The sequence below is a fragment of the Rhodocytophaga aerolata genome, from assembly GCF_030503435.1.
Classification (GTDB): domain Bacteria; phylum Bacteroidota; class Bacteroidia; order Cytophagales; family 172606-1; genus Rhodocytophaga; species Rhodocytophaga aerolata.
The window spans coordinates 794826-813049 of sequence record NZ_JAUKPO010000001.1; the positions used below are offsets into that span (position 1 = coordinate 794826).

The 18224-nt window shown below is 41.9% G+C and carries 15 protein-coding genes; 2 read left to right on the forward strand and 13 right to left on the reverse strand.

Annotated elements, in window-relative coordinates; all coding sequences use genetic code 11:
* Positions 1–17: 17 nt before the first annotated feature.
* The 7 genes from Q0590_RS03175 to Q0590_RS03205 all read right to left on the reverse strand — a co-directional run bounded on the left by Q0590_RS03175 (position 18) and on the right by Q0590_RS03205 (position 6530).
* Positions 18–803: a TatD family hydrolase gene (locus Q0590_RS03175; RefSeq protein ID WP_302036023.1), complete on the reverse strand. Its 786-nt coding sequence runs from the start codon at positions 801–803 to the stop codon at positions 18–20.
* Positions 804–833: 30 nt separating this feature from the next.
* Positions 834–1820 (reverse strand): glycosyltransferase, encoded by a 987-nt coding sequence (locus tag Q0590_RS03180; RefSeq protein ID WP_302036024.1) that lies wholly within the window; start codon positions 1818–1820, stop codon positions 834–836.
* Between the two features lie 100 nt (positions 1821–1920).
* Positions 1921–2535, reverse strand: a complete 615-nt coding sequence (locus Q0590_RS03185; protein ID WP_302036025.1) for a polysaccharide deacetylase family protein — start codon at positions 2533–2535, stop codon at positions 1921–1923.
* 51 nt (positions 2536–2586) lie between these two features.
* Positions 2587–3813: a GAF domain-containing SpoIIE family protein phosphatase gene (locus tag Q0590_RS03190; protein WP_302036026.1), complete on the reverse strand. Its 1227-nt coding sequence runs from the start codon at positions 3811–3813 to the stop codon at positions 2587–2589.
* A gap of 6 nt (positions 3814–3819) precedes the next feature.
* Positions 3820–5058, reverse strand: coding sequence for an ABC transporter permease (locus Q0590_RS03195; protein ID WP_302036027.1), 1239 nt, complete (start codon positions 5056–5058; stop codon positions 3820–3822).
* 5 nt (positions 5059–5063) lie between these two features.
* Complete coding sequence (locus Q0590_RS03200) at positions 5064–5318, reverse strand: hypothetical protein (RefSeq protein WP_302036028.1); 255 nt, start codon at positions 5316–5318, stop codon at positions 5064–5066.
* A 63-nt stretch (positions 5319–5381) separates the two neighbouring features.
* Positions 5382–6530 (reverse strand): glycosyltransferase family 2 protein, encoded by a 1149-nt coding sequence (locus Q0590_RS03205; RefSeq protein ID WP_302036029.1) that lies wholly within the window; start codon positions 6528–6530, stop codon positions 5382–5384.
* 162 nt (positions 6531–6692) lie between these two features.
* Between Q0590_RS03205 and ruvC the strand changes: the two genes are divergently transcribed.
* Both ruvC and Q0590_RS03215 read left to right on the forward strand, forming a co-directional pair.
* Entirely contained in the window at positions 6693–7259 is a 567-nt protein-coding gene (ruvC, locus tag Q0590_RS03210) for a crossover junction endodeoxyribonuclease RuvC (protein WP_302036030.1), read from the forward strand.
* Between the two features lie 101 nt (positions 7260–7360).
* Positions 7361–8080 (forward strand): hypothetical protein, encoded by a 720-nt coding sequence (locus Q0590_RS03215; RefSeq protein ID WP_302036031.1) that lies wholly within the window; start codon positions 7361–7363, stop codon positions 8078–8080.
* Between the two features lie 6 nt (positions 8081–8086).
* Here Q0590_RS03215 and Q0590_RS03220 read toward each other — a convergent pair whose 3' ends face one another.
* The 6 genes from Q0590_RS03220 to guaA all read right to left on the reverse strand — a co-directional run bounded on the left by Q0590_RS03220 (position 8087) and on the right by guaA (position 18186).
* The gene (locus Q0590_RS03220) at positions 8087–10150 is read right to left on the reverse strand and encodes a thioredoxin domain-containing protein (protein WP_302036032.1); all 2064 of its coding nucleotides are present in this window, start codon (positions 10148–10150) and stop codon (positions 8087–8089) included.
* A 174-nt stretch (positions 10151–10324) separates the two neighbouring features.
* The gene (locus tag Q0590_RS03225; protein ID WP_302036033.1) at positions 10325–13096 is read right to left on the reverse strand and encodes an outer membrane beta-barrel protein; all 2772 of its coding nucleotides are present in this window, start codon (positions 13094–13096) and stop codon (positions 10325–10327) included.
* A gap of 124 nt (positions 13097–13220) precedes the next feature.
* Entirely contained in the window at positions 13221–13988 is a 768-nt protein-coding gene (locus Q0590_RS03230; RefSeq protein ID WP_302036034.1) for a LytR/AlgR family response regulator transcription factor, read from the reverse strand.
* Positions 13989–14203: 215 nt separating this feature from the next.
* Positions 14204–15214 (reverse strand): sensor histidine kinase, encoded by a 1011-nt coding sequence (locus Q0590_RS03235; protein ID WP_302036035.1) that lies wholly within the window; start codon positions 15212–15214, stop codon positions 14204–14206.
* Positions 15215–15230: 16 nt separating this feature from the next.
* The gene (locus tag Q0590_RS03240) at positions 15231–16478 is read right to left on the reverse strand and encodes a hypothetical protein (protein ID WP_302036036.1); all 1248 of its coding nucleotides are present in this window, start codon (positions 16476–16478) and stop codon (positions 15231–15233) included.
* A gap of 178 nt (positions 16479–16656) precedes the next feature.
* The gene (gene guaA / locus Q0590_RS03245) at positions 16657–18186 is read right to left on the reverse strand and encodes a glutamine-hydrolyzing GMP synthase (RefSeq protein ID WP_302036037.1); all 1530 of its coding nucleotides are present in this window, start codon (positions 18184–18186) and stop codon (positions 16657–16659) included.
* Positions 18187–18224: the final 38 nt, after the last annotated feature.

Genomic DNA, 18224 nt, shown 5'->3' on the forward strand with positions numbered 1-18224 from the left:
TTATTCTTTAATATACTCTATTGCATTCTAGCTGAATAAGTGTTCATAAGTTGTTTGGCATTTTCTGTTGTAACCGCTGCGACTTCCTCTATGGATACTTGTGCCAGGTCGGCTACTCTCTGGGCTACAAGAGCTGTATAGCTTACTTCATTCCGTTTACCCCGGTATGGTACTGGCGCCAGGTAAGGGCTATCGGTTTCCAATACTATATTTTTCAGCTCCATAAAGGGTAGCACCTGATCCAGCCCGCCATTTTTAAACGTACTTACGCCACCAATACCCAGCAAAAAACCCATATCTACCACCTGCTGTGCATCAGTTAGCGTACCTGTAAAACAATGAAATATACCTGTTAACCCATCTACGCCTGTTTGCTTAAGCAAATCTACCGTTTCCTGAAAAGAATTGCGGCAATGGATGACGACAGGCAACTTATGTTTTTTAGCCAAATCTACCTGAAAGACAAAGGCTTCTTCTTGCTGTACCTTAAACTCAGTAGACCAGTAATAATCCAGGCCTATTTCACCTACTGCTATAAATTTCCGTTTGTTCAGCCACTCTTCAACCAGCCCTAACTCTTGCTCAAAAGTAGCCGTGACATAGCATGGATGAAGCCCCATCATGGCAAAACACTGCGTAGGATATTGTTCTTCCAGCCGCAACATGCTTTCTATAGAAGTATGGTCAATGTTGGGCATGTATATTTGCTGCACCCCTTGTTCAAATGCCCTTTCTAACATTCTCGGTCTATCAGAATCAAACTCTGGTGCATAAATATGGGCATGCGTATCTATTAAATTCATAAGTCAATTTTACTTCTGATTACTTTTTCATTATCTGTTTTTATATTCTCTGCCTTTCCATTGCAACGTACCGGGTATAAAATAATATAGCAATGTAAGCATTGAAAAAACAATCATGTATAGTTCATACACCCAAACGTATTTGATTAAGTGTAGTTCCTTAATTTTGTGTAACACCCATATCAAATACGCAGTGTCTACCAACAGTTTCAATAAAATAAGCATCCAGCCTATCTGGGGAGCTGCCCACATAAGAAGAACTAAAACAGGAAATAAGAGGGCTTGCAGCAGAAAGATGCTTTGTATATAAAAAGGCAATTTTACAGCACCAGCCATCCACCGTTTTCTTTGCTGCAACAGATCTGATAATGTTTTCATAGGTTGACTATACGCCAATACCTCCTTAATAAGTAAATGCCTGAAGCTAAATCCCTTATTTACAATAGCATGGAACAAAGCAAAATCCTCTGTAACAGAAAAAGGGATTGCTTCATACCCTCCTACAGATTCATAAGCTTCTCTGGTAACCAGCATATTATTGCCCATAACGGTTATGGGGATTTTGTTTTCCATAAACACATGCACCAACCCAAAAGCATAGGCCCAATCTAACGATTGCAGGAGATGAAACAGCTTGTTGCCTTTAACAAGAGTTATTCCAGAAACTATTCCGGTAGTTTGTACGCAGGCAGCCAGCATAGTTTGAATCCAGAAAGGCGGTACTACAATATCGGCATCTGTTGTGAATAGATATTCTCCTCGAGCCTGCTGCGCCAGCTGAGCCAGTACATTGGCTTTTCCTTTGGCTAAACCTATAGTTTTCTCAATATAAACTAGGCGAAAGTTAGGCTTATCCTGTATATAAGCTTCTACCAGGGAAGCGGTACGGTCTTCGGAGGCATCATCTCCAATAAGTACTTCACACTCACTGGCAGGATAGGCAAGCTTACTTACTGATTGCAGACAGGAAATAATGTTTGCTTCCTCGTTACGGGCTGCTATCAGAATAGAAACCATGAGCAAATCTGGTAGTTTGAAGAATAAAAACCAAAACAGTGAGCTATCGGTATAAATAAAGCTACTTCTCTATTAAATAAGGGCAAGATAGGGCTTTTAATTAGAGTTTCTCAAAGGTATAACCTAAGGCATCAAAATGCTTGAGGTAGCTGGGCAATACGTATTCCAGGTTTTTTCTGGCTTTGAGGCTGTCGTGAAAGATGATGATGGTGCCATTTTCCGTGTACTTGATTGACTTATCCAGACAGGCGGCTGGAGATAATTTCTGGTCAAAATCTCCGGAAAGTACATCCCACATAACAATCTGATGGGTTTTGCGGATACCTGCGGCTTGCTGCCTGGTTATTTTTCCATAAGGCGGCCTGAATAATAGTACTTCTTCCCCACCCACTTTTCTGAATTTTTCTACATTGTCCAGATATACCTCTACCGGAGTTTTCCATCCATTCAGGTGATTGAATGTATGATTACCCAGACTATGTTTTGCTTGCTTAATCTGTTCATAGATTTGTGGGTATTTGCGGATATTGTCTCCTACACAAAAGAAGGTTGCCTGTGCTTGATATGGCTTTAATGTAGCTAATACCCATTCTGTTACTTCCGGAATCGGGCCATCATCGAAGGTAAGGTATATTTTCTTTTCGGTTCGGGATTTATGCCACGTAAACGAAGGATATAGCCAGTGAAGTAAAAAATTATTTTTATGCCAGTACATGAATTATCTGCAAAATACATGATAGACGAATGCCGATAAAAAGCATCCTGCTTATTTTTTCCTAACTCGGCAAGAAAACAACGTAACATCATCCGCATACTGGTTTCCTGAGCGGAATCCATCAATCAAGTTTACCAATTTGGTATGTAATTCTTCCGGACTGGTTTCTTTATTTTCTTCAAAGAACTGCATCAGCCGGTCATGGCCAAACTCTTCATCCTCTTCATTACGTGTTTCTACTACGCCATCTGTGTAGGTCATCAGCAGAAAGGACTGAACTTTTTCTATCACTACCTTATCCAGAAAGGGCAGGGGATGAAAAACGCCTAAGACAGTCGTACCTTTTTCCAGTAACTGAATTTGCCCGGTCTCGTCGCAAAAGAAAGGGGGATTATGGCCGGCATTAATAAAGCTAAACCGCTGGGTATCTCTTTCATATAAGCCACAAAAGAATGTAATAAAGCTACCTCCCCCCGAATTCTGGTAAATTACATAGTTCAGTTCCCGCACAATTTCCTCCAGATTGGTAGTGCGGCGGGCAAGGATACGCAGCGAAGCCTGAAAATTGGACATTAATAAAGCGGCAGGCACACCTTTACCGGAAACATCGGCTATGCCAAGCAAAAACTTATCTTTATCTATTTCTATAAAATCATAATAGTCGCCGCCAATAGAGTGATGCGGAAAATAATAGGCTTTTACCTGCAAACTTTCATTATTGGGCATTTTCTTTGGAAACAGCATGGTTTGCACCTGCTGGGCAATTTCCAGTTCTTTATTTAATGCCTCTTGTGCTAATTGTCTACGGGCTAGTTTCTTATTTTCGATGGCTACCACCATAATATTAGTCAGGGTTTGAACGAAGGTAGTATCAATGGAATGCTCTTGCCCGTCTTTTCGCATTTCGGTAACAAACACGTAGGCCAGTACCTTATCTTTATGATAGACCGGTATTACAATGTCGAACTCTTTAAATTCCTGTGGCAGGTCTATCTTCTCCAGAATGCTTACTTCTCTGGTATTCAGTCCGGCTGGCTCAATGGGTATTTGTGTAAAATTTACCTCTGTACCAAAACATACCTTGCTTTGCCAAGTATTATCCTGATTAAGGATATACAAGGCTAGTTTGCTAATATTAAGGTTGGCACGCAAGGTAAAATTATATATTTTATACAGGGAATCTTCCGGCAGGTTATTGTTAATTGCCTGAGTGATTTCCAATAAAGAATTGAGTTCAAGCTCCTTTATGCGGAGTTGTTGTTTAGCTGCGTTGATCAAGAAAAGTTATTTATTTAAGGTAGTGGGATCATACGCATCGCGCAGGCCATTACCAAACAAGTTGAAAGCCAGCACAAGCATACTGATACAGAAACTAGGCAAAAATACTAAATGCCAGCTATCTTTGGTACCAATTGTATAAAAACCTTCATTGATCATGGTTCCCCAGGAGGGCATCGGGGGTTGTACACCTAATCCAAGAAAACTTAAACCTGCCTCAGTTAATATAGCAGAAGCAAAATTAGAGGTGACAATAACAATAAGCGGACCTAAAATATTAGGCAGAATGTGGTAGAAAACGATACGCCAGTTATCCATACCTAGTGAACGGGCCGCCTCTACATATAATTTTTGTTTCACAGACATAATTTGTCCACGAACGACACGGGCTATTTCTACCCAGCTGGTTAAGCCCACAGCCACAAATACTACCCATAATCCTTTGCTTTGCAAGGCCATACTGATAGCAATTACCAGCATAATACTCGGAATAGACCACACAACCGTCATCAACCACAGAATAAAGCTATCTACTTTGCCTCCAAAGTAGCCTGCTAATGATCCCATAGAAACACCCACTAAGACCGCTATCAATACAGAAACAAACCCGATAGATAAGGAAATACGCACCCCAAACAACAGGCGGCTTAACATGTCGCGGCCGGCCATATCTGTACCTAATATGTAATTACGAGGTTGTATACATTCTTCCTCAAATCTTTTAAGAAGTTCTGTTTTGGATATGGTATGAAGTTTTTCATTTACATCCAGGTAGCGGATAGTTTCGCCGGAAACTTCATAGTTTTTTCCACCTAGTCTAGGAGAATCGCCAATAAATAAAGGTAACACAGCATTTACAATGGAAAACTTTTTCTCTTTTTCTCCTCCATTCAACTCCTTCACATACACATCTACATCATCTATCCGGTACGATTCAATAGGGGTGATGGTATAGCTGCTCTCCTGTCCCACAAATATGTGCTCAAAAATGTTGACCTGCGGCACATCCATATTCTTCCGGATACGCAACATGGTTACTCTGAATCCAATAGGTCTTTTTTTGATCTGAACGGCACTGTCATTTACGTTAGGTGTCTGGTCGGACATGATCAGGTTGCCAAGCATGGTAATAAGTATGCACAAGACAATAACAGCCAGCCCAAAAACAGCAGGTTTGTTGTTTAGAAATCGTTTTTTTACATAATAAAAAGGAGTTTTTACTTTCTCCCGTGCAACTATGGACATACTACCTATTTACTATTATGAGCTAATAAGCCAGCTTTTGTGGCTAAAAAATAATATTGTTTGTACTCACTTTCGAAGTCCAGTTCATCAGCTACCAGTTCTTCAGAAGCGGATTTAAAACATTTGATCCATCCTTTTGCCAACAGACTTTGTAACGTTTGTTTTAGCTCATGCTCTGGTAAATCTAACTGATTGGCCAGGGTAGCAAAAGCGGTAACAAAATATAATTCATCCATCACATCAAATTCTGCATCGGTCATGAGCAAGGTAGTTTGTTGATTAGGTATACTGTATTTATTGTATTTATTAAATTGAACTGACTTTTATTTCAGCTTTCTGCCTTTCCAGGAATATCCTTTTTTATGGGTAACAATTCCAAAAAAAGAAACATAGAAAACATAGAGTATTTGTAACGGAAAGATAAACTTCACAAAATCAAGCTTTTTCAAAAAAGACAGTACTGTTGCCAAAAATACGAATTCAACAGAAAATTTAACCGCAATCTGTATCAAAAACATACGCATAGAATAATTGCCCGACAGCAGCAGTGATAAAGCGACGATTACACTGAAATTACTTATAAATATAAAAACAGCCAGTGCACTTACCCGCCAATCGATGTACAAGTTCCATTTGCTTGCCCATCGCTTGCGTTGCTGTACGAAATCAGAAAATTGCTGTTGAGCCTTTGTATACACAATTGCTTTCTGGCTCTGCAAGAATAATACCTTGCCTGGAAAGGCTTTGTTTATTTTCTGCAGCAGAAAGACATCGTCGCCAGTGGCTGTTCCTGATGTATGGGAATAGCCGCCTACCTCGACAAAAGCCTTTTTCGTAAAGGCCAGATTAGCCCCGTTGCACATAGCTGGCACACCTAAAGCAAGCAACGCTGCACCTGACCCAATAAGGCTGGCAAACTCAATAGTTTGTAATTTTTCAAACAGGTGTTTCTCATTATAGAAGGTTACAGGCCCACTGATGAAGTGAGGCTTTTTAGCTATATAGATGTTACTAATTGCTTGCACCCAGGTAGGCTCTACCCGGCAATCTCCGTCAGTGCAGATAATTAATTCACCGGTTGCTTGTGATACGGCCAGTTCAATTCCTCTTTTCTTATAATTGCCTTCCGGTAAAATAGAGGGTATATGTTCTGCTAAGGGCAGCAAATATAAGGTATATGTTGCCTGCTGCTTATACGTAGCAATAATAGCTGCTGTGGTATCCGTAGAATGATCATCCACTACCCAAACTTCCGTTAACCTGGCAGCATAGGTTTGTTTATCAAGATCTTGCAGTAAGGAAAGTATATTTTCCTCCTCATTCCGCACAACCATGATTACTGATACTTTTGGAAGATTGGCAGAGCTTTCGCCACTCCATGTAGTATCGCCCTTCATCTGTAGCCAGCGAATCCAAAAGATAAGCGTCAGCAGTGAATAGGCTAAAGTAATTGCTGAAATGAGAACAGTCAATGTAGCGAATTATACAAATAAAGATGATCTAATGAACCGAAGCTTTTGATACGAATAAATCTTACATAAAAGCCGGATAAAATTAACTATAAAATGTTTACCTCCGGCAAAATTACCCTGCCAACAAACCCTTTTACCGGAAACTCTTACTATCTTGCGTAGATGGCTAATTTGGAACTTCAAGAACGGATTATTTTAGGCGTTGATCCCGGCACCCGGTATATGGGATACGGTATTATTGTGGTGAAAGGAAAAGAAGTAAAGCTGCTGCAATATGGTGTTATCAATCTAAGTAAATATACCAATCAGGAAATTAAACTGAAGAAAATTTTTGAACGCGTAACCTCCTTAATTGAAGACTACTTGCCCGACGAAATGGCCCTGGAAGCTCCCTTTTATGGTAAAAACATTCAGTCTATGTTAAAACTGGGTAGGGCACAAGGGGTAGCTATGGCTGCTGCCCTGGCCAGGGAAATTCCTATAGTGGAATATGCGCCTAAGAAAGTAAAACAGTCGGTAACCGGCAATGGCAATGCTTCTAAAGAACAAGTAGCGGCCATGTTGAAAATGCTCCTGAAATTTGATGAAGATCCTAAATTATATGATGCTACCGATGCACTGGGTGTAGCCATGTGCCACTATTTTCAGGTAGGTGGCCCACAAGAGAAAAAATCTAAGGGCTGGGGATCTTTCCTGGCCGATAATCCGGACCGGATAAAGAGTAAGTAACGCCCACAATAGTACCTGGCTTTCGGCTTGTAAGAATGCTCTTCAAATACAATAAACTAACAACGGACTATCTCTTATATTGCTCTGCTTTTGCTCTAGCTATGAAACTTATACGTACTCCGTTCTACCGCATTATACTGTTGATAGTTGTCGCTTTTCTCCAACATACGTCTGTTGTGCAGGCACAGGATACACTTGCTTCCAAATCTGCCCTTAAAGTAACCCGCTTTCTGGAAGTAGGTGTCAGTGCCAATGCTTATAGAGGGGATTTATCAGCTAGTTATCAGAAGTGGAATCCGGCTTTCCAGGCTGGCTTAAAGCTAAATTTTAAAAAGAGAGTAAACAGCCATATTAATCTGGGTGTTGGCTCGGTTAGCGGGGAGAATCTGATGTACACAGTAACGGCTGAAAATGGCTCTGCTGCTACGCCTAATACGTTTTTTAAAACAAACTTTATTGCGGTGAACTACGATTTACAGGTGCATTTGCTGAAATACAAGGGTTTAATGGTCTATGTAAGCCAGGGATTAGGTATTATCCGCTATGAGCCTAAAGATGCCCAGAACAATAAATTACTGGCTGATTTCTCTAGCCGTGCCAGCAACGAATTGTATAGCAATGTATCAGTTGTACTTCCTACACAGGCAGGAGTTACTTATATATTGCCCAATGGCTATGGCATAGGCTTCCAGGCTGGGTGGCTGAATTTGCAGAACGACTATATAGATAATATTTCTCAGTGGGGCACCCGTCAGAAAAAAGATAATATACTCATGTACCGTTTTGCCTTTATGGTGCCGCTGACGTATACATCTAACTAAGTAATTTTAGGCATGCACATCAGCTAATTGATGAATGGCGTCAATCACCGAATAGACCGGCAGTTTGCAGGTTTTGTTATAACATACATAGACAGTAGTTTTACCGCCCACCACTCCCCGGTTTTCCAGCAAAGGCAACCAACTTTCCACAAATGTACCAGCTACTACTTTATTGGGATAATAATATTGCTCCAGCTCTTTACGGAAAATTTCTGCTTCCGGACCCACAATGGCAATTTCGGCAGTAGATTGTGCCCGGAAAGCAGCCAGCGAGGCCCAGTTCGACATATACTGCGGATCGGATAGAATCAACTTTTTAACAGGCGCCAGCATACTATCTACTATTTCTGTATACGTAGGTATGTCGAGCAGCAAGCCGAGTTTATGTAGATTTTTGGCCATAGCTGAATTGGAAGCCGGAATTACATTATCAAAAATCTCTTTTTTGCGGGCTATTAATTTCTCTGCATGTATATCAGTAAAGAAAAACAGCTTTTCCTTTTCGTCATAAAAATTAGCCACCACATATTTTGCTAAGGCTTTTGCTTCGTGTAGCCAGTCTTCATCAAACGTAGCTTCATACAAGGCAATATAGGCATCCATTACAAACGCATAATCTTCCAGGTAGCCGGCAATGGTGGTTTTGCCATTTTTATAGGAATGATATAATTGATTCCCACTGCGCATATAGGTTTTAAGAAAGTTGGCATTTTGCAGGGCCATATCCAGGAAGGAGGGTTCACCAAAAACTTTATAGGCATCTACCAGTCCTTTCAGCATTAGCCCATTCCAGGAACACAATATTTTATCGTCCAAACCCGGACGTATGCGTTCTTCCCGGATGGATAATAGATGTGCCTGAAGCAATTGATTGGCTTTTTTGAAAAGTTGCGAATCTATTCCTTGAGCTTGTGCAAAGGCTTCTTCTGTAGCCTCTCTGTAGAGAATGTTATTGCCATGCTCCCAGTTGCCTTGCGTCGTTATATGGTAATACTGGGTAAATACATCTGCCGGGATTCCCAGTAAATCTACTTCCTGCAAAGCTTGTTGCCAGTCTTGTGCAGTCCATACATAAAATTTTCCTTCTTCTCCTTCACTATCGGCATCCAGCGCTGAATAAAAGCCACCTTCCGGGCTGGTAAGTTCTCTACGGACAAACCCGATTGTCTGATACACTGCTTCTTTATAGAGAATTTCTCTGGTAGCATTATACGCTTCTGCATACAAACTAACTAGTTGCCCATTGTCGTAGAGCATTTTCTCAAAATGAGGAGCGAACCAGTGCTCATCTACCGAATACCTGGCAAAGCCTCCCCCTATCTGATCGTAAATGCCGCCGAAAGCCATCTGATCCAGCGTAAGTTTCACATGAGCTAGTGCCTGAGCATCCTGGGTAATGTGGTAGTAGTGCAGCAGAAACAGGTAGATGCTTGGCATGGGAAATTTTGGAGCTTTGCCGGTACCTCCTTTTATAGGATCAAATTTAGTAGCCACTTGCCCAAACATAGTGCGTAATTCCTCTACCGTAAAACTTGATTCCTTGCCGCCTAGCCGGTACTTCTGGATTTCGCTTAAAGCAATACTTTCTGCAAACTGTTCGGCTGATTCAGCTAACTCAGCTTTATGTGTAGGATAGGCATTGGCTATATTTAACAGTATTTGTGCCCAGTCTTTGGGAGGAAAATACGTACCCCCATAAAAGGGCTTCATGTCAGGCATCAGAAAAGCATTCAGTGGCCAGCCGCCATGTACACCCATGGCCTGCACGGCATCCATATAAATCGCATCCACATCTGGCCGTTCTTCGCGGTCTACTTTTATGCATACGAAATGCTGGTTCATAATCTGAGCTATCTGTTCGTTTTCGAAGCATTCCCTTTCCATCACATGGCACCAGTGGCAGGCCGAATAGCCTATACTTACAATAATCGGTTTGTCTTCTGCCTGGGCTTTTTGTAGGGCTTCTTCTCCCCAGGGATACCAGTTTACCGGATTGTAGGCATGCTGCAACAAATAGGGGCTGCTTTCGGAAATAAGTTTATTTGGAGCTTTCTGAGAATGTGAGGCCATGGCAGTAGGAGTAAATAGATATACTGTAAAATTAGCTGTATACCAGAAAACGTCAATAACTACTTTTGAGTTAAAAAAATATAGATTTTCAACAACTATCTATAAAACAAAACCTCCCGGGCTACAGCTGACTGTTTTCCGGAAGGTTAGCACATGTTAATTATAGGGGCTTACTTAGTTTCGGTTGCGTCCGTTGCGGTCATTTCTTTCTTCATCACTATTATTTCCAAAATCTTTGGCACTGGCACCTGTGGAGAAGCGGCGGATGTTGTAGGTGAAGGTGAGCATAAAATACTGCTGCAACACATTGGATTGCACATCTTCCACATATAGCTCCGTTACATTACGGTTGATGCTGATATTCTGCTTCAGCAGATCGTACACATTCAGGCTAACTTCGCCGCGCTGATTTTTGAACAACTTCTTACCGATACTCATGTTCCAAAGCAGGTAATTGTTATCATACCCTGCCGACAAACCTGTGTTTACCTGATGATTTAAATCCGTCCGGAAAACAATTCCTTCCCAGATGATCCAGGACAACCTTGCCCGTGACGACTGGTTGAAGAAATTGTTGTTCAGTGCCGGACGCAGCGAGTTTCGGACAATGTTATACGAAGACCTGGTAGACAGGGTAAAATCTAGCTTTTCGCTGATGTTGCTGCTGATAGACATACCCAAGCGGAAATTGTTGGTATTAGCCAAATTTATTTCCTCATTGATCATCCCAGGCCGTCTGGAAAAATTGACCGACCCTCTTACGTTAAAGTTGGATTTTATAAATCCAATAGGTTGTCCATAGCTGGCGAAGGACCGTACGCTCCAGTAGCCATCCAGGTTCACGGGCCGCGTTAGCTGTGAGCCTCTTTGCAGTTCAATGCCTTCTTCCAAAATGGTAGGTTGGTCGGCAATGAAGGTGCTGTTGGAGATATAATTATTAATAATTTCACTTTCTACAGATACAAACACAGACCGGTTGGTTTCTGTATTATGCGACCGGTAACGGCCTCTGAGCCAGTTATGATACGACTGGTTTAAGTTTGGATTTCCGCTTCTGAGTTGCAGCGGGTTTGAATTGTCTATTACATCTTGTAACTGGCTCACTGAAGGCTCATTTGTCCAGGTGCGGTAGTCGAATTCCAGATTTTTAGACTGGCTGAACTTGTAATTCAACTCCACCGAAGGCAGTATACTTTTGAAAGTCCGGTCCATAGTATACTCTTTAGGAAATAGCTGGTCGTTTTTCAGCTGGGCATGCTGATAGGAAGCTTCTACTTCAAATCTGATTTTTTTTGTATTGTACTGGTACCCAACTTCGGTTTCCTGAGTAAGGTATTCACTCCGGAATGTGTTACTTAAGGGGATATTCAGCAGGCGATAATCCAGGTATTGTTCTGAAAAATCAAAGGTACGTTTATCGGAGTCGTTTACGCGGTTGCCTATTTCATATTCAATTTCAACCTGGCCATTCTTTCCAATGCCTTCTCTAACAGAAGCTTCTGCCTCCCAGGTAAAACCAGTTCTATTCAGGTTAGTATATTGATTCAGAATAGTATTGTCTGCCTGGTTGGTAAAGAAAACATTATTGGCTAAGCGGTAGCTATCCCCTATGCCGCTGTTATACCCAGTATTCAACCTCAGCATTACGCCGCGGCCTTTTTTGGTAAAATTGTGGCTATAAAAAATATTATTATTAAAGTTGATATTGGTATTATCAGCATTCGAAGTATTTTCTGTCTGATTTAGAGGTCCATTATCCGTTACTGTATTGCCAAAGAAATAGGATTCGTTCCCAAGCTGCTGAATAGATACATTGGGTCTGACCAATATGCGGTTGCGGTCGTTAATTTTATAATCCAGGCGCATGTTAAACCGGTGGCTGGCTTCATCGGCCAGGGTGCGGTTTTCTTCAGAATAGACTTGCCCGGAATCTGAAGACAGGATAAAATCACGAAAACGGGTTTGCACCCCCTGGTTTTGCCGCTGGGTGTAGAAATAACTACCGCTGGCTTCAATCTTTTTGCCCCACAATTCACTATAGTTGATTCCGACCAGGTTGGTTTTGATTATGCCATTTTGCTGCCTTTCTTCCCCCTGGTTGTTAGGGTCGGCTGAGAAATTGAGTGTATTAATATTGTTGCTTAACCCGGTAATGGTTACCCGGCGGTTTCCGCTGAACAGGTTTACACTGCCGCCAAACAAATACCGCTCATTAGTGCCATACCCAGCAGATACGCGTCCGAACTGGCCGGTTTTGCGGCTAGGCTTAGTGATGATATTAATCGTTTTAATCCGTTCGCCATCGTCAAAGCCACCCATCTGTGCCCGGTCACTTTTCTGGTCAAACACCTGAATACTTTCTATTACCTCAGAAGGCAGGTTTTGAAGGGCCGTATTTACATCGTCGCCGAAAAAAGGTTTGCCATCTACTAATATCTGTTGCACATCCTGGCCCTGTGCCTGCAACTTGCCATCCTGCATGGCGATACCTGGCATTTTCTGCACCAGATCCTGGGCACTGGCATCCGGTGCTGTTTTAAAAGCCCCTGCATTAAACTGGGAAGTATCGCCTTTTTGTTCGCCAGCCAGCGTTTGTCCTATTATTTCTATCTCCTGCAAAGCAGTTGCTTCTTCCTGCAATGCCAGTATACCTACATTCAATGCCGACTCGCCTACCACAATGGGCTTGCTGAATGGGGCAAAGCCCAGGTAACTTACTTTAATCAGGTACTTTCCGGGTACTACTTGCTCGAATTTGAATTTGCCATTCAGGTCGGTAACAATGCCTTTTGTGGAACTATCGGCGATTTGCTGAAGAATAACGGCTGCACCGGGCAGATTAGTTTTATCACTTGCCTGCTGTACACTGCCATAGACATCAACTTTTTGGGAATAAACTTGCTGGAAGGTAAGAAGTAAAATAAAAACTAGTAAAAGGTTTCTCATGCAGTAGTATACTCAAGTATATCCTCTAAAGTATATACTTCAGTTCCGGAATGGAATAAGAGCCCGATAAGCACGTACATTTACTTACTCAACCGGGATATCTTCAGCCTAAATTTTCAACCGTTTATTTATCAAGCCATTCCTTGAAGCCTGGCGTACGGTCGCTGCTGACAATAATTTCTTCCGGAATCTCTGGGTACACCTCTACTTTCAGTCGGCCTTTAAAGTAGGGATGTATGGCTCTTACAGCATCAATATAGACAATAAATTTCCGGCTGATCCGGAAAAACACATCCGGGTTGAGCATCAGTTCTACTTGTTCCAGCGAATAATCTACCGGAAATTTCTGCCCGGCTGTAGTCATCAGCATAGATACTTTTTGTTCGGAGAAGAAGTAAGCTATTTCCGAGGTCTTAACAGCCCGGATGTTCATTCCATTTTTTACCAGGAAGCGGGATTTGTATTTGTCCGATCCGGGAGTAAGCTTTTTTATAATGGATTCAATATCCGGAAGCTTGGGAGGGCCAATGAGAGTTTTCTTTAACTCTTCCAGCTTATGGAGGCTGGTCACCAGTTGTTGATATTTTACAGGTTTTAATAAGTACGAAATACTGTTTACCTCAAAGGCATCCAGGGCATACTGATCGTAGGAAGTAGTAAAAATAACCGGACAAGTGACTTTTACATTTCTGAAAATTTCAAAACAGAGGCCATCCGACAATTGGATATCTACCAATAGCAGGTCAGGCTGGCTGTGGGTATTAAACCAGGCTACAGCACTTTCTACCGATGGCAGCACTTCCAGAATTTGTATCGTACTGTCGTAGCGGTGAACCAGATCAGTAAGCCGTTCGGCGGCCAGAGCCTCGTCTTCTATAATGAGTATTTTCATGTTGGGTGCGAGAGTTGCCATGTCTGTTCTGCAAAGGAATATCTTAGAAGCTGTTTGAATTAATTTCTTTAAACCACAAACATGCCTTTTCAGCTGCAACTTCGTTACTTTTTCGGTCTGTAGCCTCCGGCTACGCTCCTACAAAGTGCCTCGTTTCGCTTGAAAATTCATTGTTTTCGCTATTAAGCTATTAAATTAATAACTCAAACAGCTTCTCAGGCTTTTTCCAGATTTAATAGCGGAAGCTTTACAGTGAAATGTGTATCGCTGGGCACTACCTCCAAGGCTTTATCAGACAGGTATTCGTATCTTTTTCTAATATTGGCCAGGCCGGATTTGGCTGTAAACGATTCAATGGTTTTCACTTGTAAGTTATTTTGCACCACTATTGTATCCCCTTCGGCAAATATGTGAACAGTAAGCGGCGTTGTTTGAGATACCTTATTGTGCTTTACGGCATTTTCTACCAGCATCTGTAAGGACAAAGGTGGTATGTGTCGGCTAAGTAACGGCCTGGGTATATCTATTTGAATAAATAGTTGCTCCTTAAACCGTTTCTCCAGCAAATACCTGTACGACTCTATAAATTCCAGTTCGGTACGCAACTCTATTGACTCTACATTTTTGTTTTTCAGCACATAGCGGTATACATCCGAAAAATGCTCTAAAAATTCCTGGGCCGCATTCTTATCTTTATCTATAAGCAGGGAAAGTATATTCAGGTTGTTGAACAAAAAATGCGGGTCCAGGTGGTTTCTGAGCGAATCCAGCTGCGACTGGATGTTTTCCTGTTTGAGCTGCTGCGAATAGATAAAACTCTTTTTCCATTGCAGCATAAAGTAAATGCCAAAGTTTATCGAGATTACCGGAATAACAAACAATAAGCCGTACAGATTAAGCACTATCAATTGTTCGGTATCTGGGGCCAGGCCTAGAAAATAGGTTTTAAATAAGTAATAGGTGCCGTTTACACAAGCCAGAGAATAGAGGCTGCTGATGAAAAGCTGAATAAAAAACCGGGTAGAAACATATTTTTCCCAAGGCAGAAAACGATTGAGCCAGATAACCAATTGCCGGTTGCCTACCCATAACAGCACCGTTACACAAATAATCCAGTAAAAAGCAATATAGTAGATAAAGTCTACTTTTGCTTCAATAGACAATACCAGCAACAGGATTATTACTATGCCGGCAATAATATATGCTATGTTCCGTAACCAAACCAAATGCCTGCCGATTTGCTTAATGAGTAAAAGTTACATAATCTACTTTATTCCAGGGAACATACGTTGGTTTTTTTGAACTATTGGTAATTAAAATTCCCCAGTTTTTATCTGTTACATCATTTGTTCCGGTTAACTCTATTGTTTTTCCATTGGTGAATGTAACAGCCGCGTACCTATCGTTTTTGCGTTGAACAGACTTAATATGGGAGAAGCAGATATGATATAGCAGTTCTTTTGATTTTCCTTTCAGCAATTCCATGCTCATACTTTCGTCCAGGTCAAAAATAAGGGAGCCTTGTTGAATGGTGCCATCCATCAGTTTCACTTTGCCCGAAAGTGCTTTTGGCTTTCTATAGTCAGTATACGGTACTGGTTGCGGCACTTTAGTTGTAAAGGCTGCTTTCTGAAAATCATGCCATTTAATTTTAATTGTAACAGATTCGGCTGTTTTCACTAGTATGCCATGATTAGATTTTCCTACATCATCCGTATCAGACAGCTCTATTTTTTCGCCGGAAACTAATGTTAGGCGGCAGGTATTGTCGGCTATCTTTTCTATATGGCTAACTTCAGAAAACTGAAAGGCTTTTTTTGTTTCTCCTTGCTTGCCATCCAGGTAATGCATGTTCAGGCTTTCGTCCATATCCCATTGAATAAAGCCTGTTATTTCGCCTGAAGTAGTCGTAACTGTTCCGTATAAGGGAATAATGGTAGGAGCAAGCACATGAGATGGCGTACTTTTGAACACTACAGATTTAATAGCAGCCCACTCTAGTTTACTTCGCCGCCCTTGCTTATCTAATATATAAATTTTACGGCCGGTATCCTCCTGCCCGGAAACGTCTACGGTTGTGCCATTTTTTAAGGTGAGCCTGGCCGATTTTTCTCCGGTAACCGTAATAGAGCGGATATATCCAAACTGGCATTCAAATACATGTTGCTTGGCAGGATACCGGTTTTCCCAGAGCCGCATGAAGCCCCAATCCATTTTTTCGGTTTTCTCTTCTTCACTTAAGCGTTTAATTTCATCTGAACTCAAAAATTGAAGCACTTTATTCTCTTGCTTAGTAGCCCTAAAAATATCATTCCAGTGTAGCTCATTCCGGCTCCATTGAATCACTCCTTCATGGGTTGTATTGTCTACCATGGTTATTTTCCCATAGATGAAGCCTGCCTGAATTTGCCCGTGGGCAAGCAAAACAGGTATACATAGAAATAAGGAAAGCAGAATACCTATACAATTTTTTATCCGATAGAGGAACAAAACCAATTTGTTTAATGCGAAAAATCAGTCAATTTACACGAATTTATCTTTTTGAAAGCTAAAAAAAAAGCAGCATCCGCCAAACTGGGATAACTGCTTACTAGAAGAGGATAGTATGCTGATAAGATGGAACCGCATTTATCCTACTACTCTTGTTGTGAGAACACAACATTGCTCCTTACTCCCACTCAATGGTGGCTGGCGGCTTCGAGCTGATATCGTATACCACACGGTTTACTCCTTTTACTTTATTAATAATTTCACTGGAAACATCGGCTAGAAATTCATGCGGTAAATGTGCCCAGTCGGCAGTCATGCCATCTACACTGGTTACGGCCCGCAAGGCCACTACACTTTCATAGGTACGTTCATCCCCCATAACCCCAACCGACTGCACGGGAAGCAGAATAGCTCCTGCCTGCCATACTTCATTGTAAAATCCCCTTTCTTTGAGCGAAGTAATGAATATATCGTCTACTTCTTGCAATGTCTGCACTTTTTCGGCAGTAACCTCACCTAGTATCCGGATAGCCAAGCCAGGCCCGGGGAATGGATGGCGGCTAATAATATTATCCGGGATAGCTAATGTCCGGCCTACCACCCGTACTTCATCTTTGAATAAGGTATTCAGTGGCTCTACTACTTTAAGCTGCATTTTCTCCGGCAACCCACCCACATTGTGGTGCGATTTGATGGTAACAGACGGGCCTTTGACAGAAACAGATTCGATTACATCCGGGTAGATGGTTCCTTGCCCCAGCCATTTTACGCCCTGAATTTTGTGAGCCTCCGCATCAAACACATCAATAAATGTGCGGCCAATAGCCTTGCGTTTCAGTTCAGGGTCACTAATACCTGCCAGGGCATCATAGAAGCGGCTTTTGGCATTTACTCCTTTCACATTCAGCCCCAAATCTTTATATGAATGCAATACATCTTCAAATTCCCGCTTGCGTAGCAGTCCGCTGTCTACAAAGATACAATAGAGATTTTCGCCAATTGCTTCATGAATAAGCATGGCTGCCACACTGGAATCTACTCCACCCGATAGTCCTAAAACCACTCTGTCGTTCCCTAATTTCTCCCGCAACTGCCTGACTGTACTTTCTATAAAAATTTCCGGAGTCCAGTTTTGGGAACATCCGCAAATGTCTACCACAAAATTTTTCAGCAACACTTTCCCCTCTACTGTATGAGTTACTTCCGGATGGAACTGAATACCATAGGTTTCTTCCCCGGCAACTTTAAAGGCAGCTACTTTAACAGAGTCGGTGCTGGCTATAATTTCATATGCGGCCGGAAGCTGCGTAATGGTATCTCCATGCGACATCCATACTTGGGTAGCCTGGCTCAGATTTTTTAGCAGTGGATTAGCAGACTGAATGTATTGCAACCTGGCGCGTCCGTATTCCCGGCTGCTGGATGGCAGTACTTCTCCCCCATTCTGAAAAGCCATTAGCTGTGCGCCATAACAAACACCTAACACGGGTATTTTGCCGGTAATGGCCTGCAACTGTGGCTGCGGCGAACGGTGGTCGCGTACAGAACAAGGGCTGCCTGATAGAATTATACCTTTTATAGAAGAATCTTGATCAGGAATATGGGTGAACGGATGTATCTCACAATAAACATTTAACTCTCTGACGCGGCGGGCTATGAGTTGGGTGTACTGGGAACCAAAATCCAGTATGATTATTTTCTCTGTCATGCTGCAAAGGTAATGCTTTGTTTGTGTAAAGAAAATTA

Coding starts and splice junctions, on each gene's coding strand:
- Q0590_RS03230 (WP_302036034.1), bottom strand. CDS start 13,988: ATGAAAATACTCATTATAGAAGACGAGGCTCTGGCCGCCGAACGGCTT.
- ruvC (WP_302036030.1), top strand. CDS start 6,693: ATGGCTAATTTGGAACTTCAAGAACGGATTATTTTAGGCGTTGATCCC.
- Q0590_RS03195 (WP_302036027.1), bottom strand. CDS start 5,058: ATGTCCATAGTTGCACGGGAGAAAGTAAAAACTCCTTTTTATTATGTA.
- Q0590_RS03220 (WP_302036032.1), bottom strand. CDS start 10,150: ATGGCCTCACATTCTCAGAAAGCTCCAAATAAACTTATTTCCGAAAGC.
- Q0590_RS03215 (WP_302036031.1), top strand. CDS start 7,361: ATGAAACTTATACGTACTCCGTTCTACCGCATTATACTGTTGATAGTT.
- guaA (WP_302036037.1), bottom strand. CDS start 18,186: ATGACAGAGAAAATAATCATACTGGATTTTGGTTCCCAGTACACCCAA.
- Q0590_RS03180 (WP_302036024.1), bottom strand. CDS start 1,820: ATGGTTTCTATTCTGATAGCAGCCCGTAACGAGGAAGCAAACATTATT.
- Q0590_RS03225 (WP_302036033.1), bottom strand. CDS start 13,096: ATGAGAAACCTTTTACTAGTTTTTATTTTACTTCTTACCTTCCAGCAA.
- Q0590_RS03175 (WP_302036023.1), bottom strand. CDS start 803: ATGAATTTAATAGATACGCATGCCCATATTTATGCACCAGAGTTTGAT.
- Q0590_RS03200 (WP_302036028.1), bottom strand. CDS start 5,318: ATGACCGATGCAGAATTTGATGTGATGGATGAATTATATTTTGTTACC.
- Q0590_RS03185 (WP_302036025.1), bottom strand. CDS start 2,535: ATGTACTGGCATAAAAATAATTTTTTACTTCACTGGCTATATCCTTCG.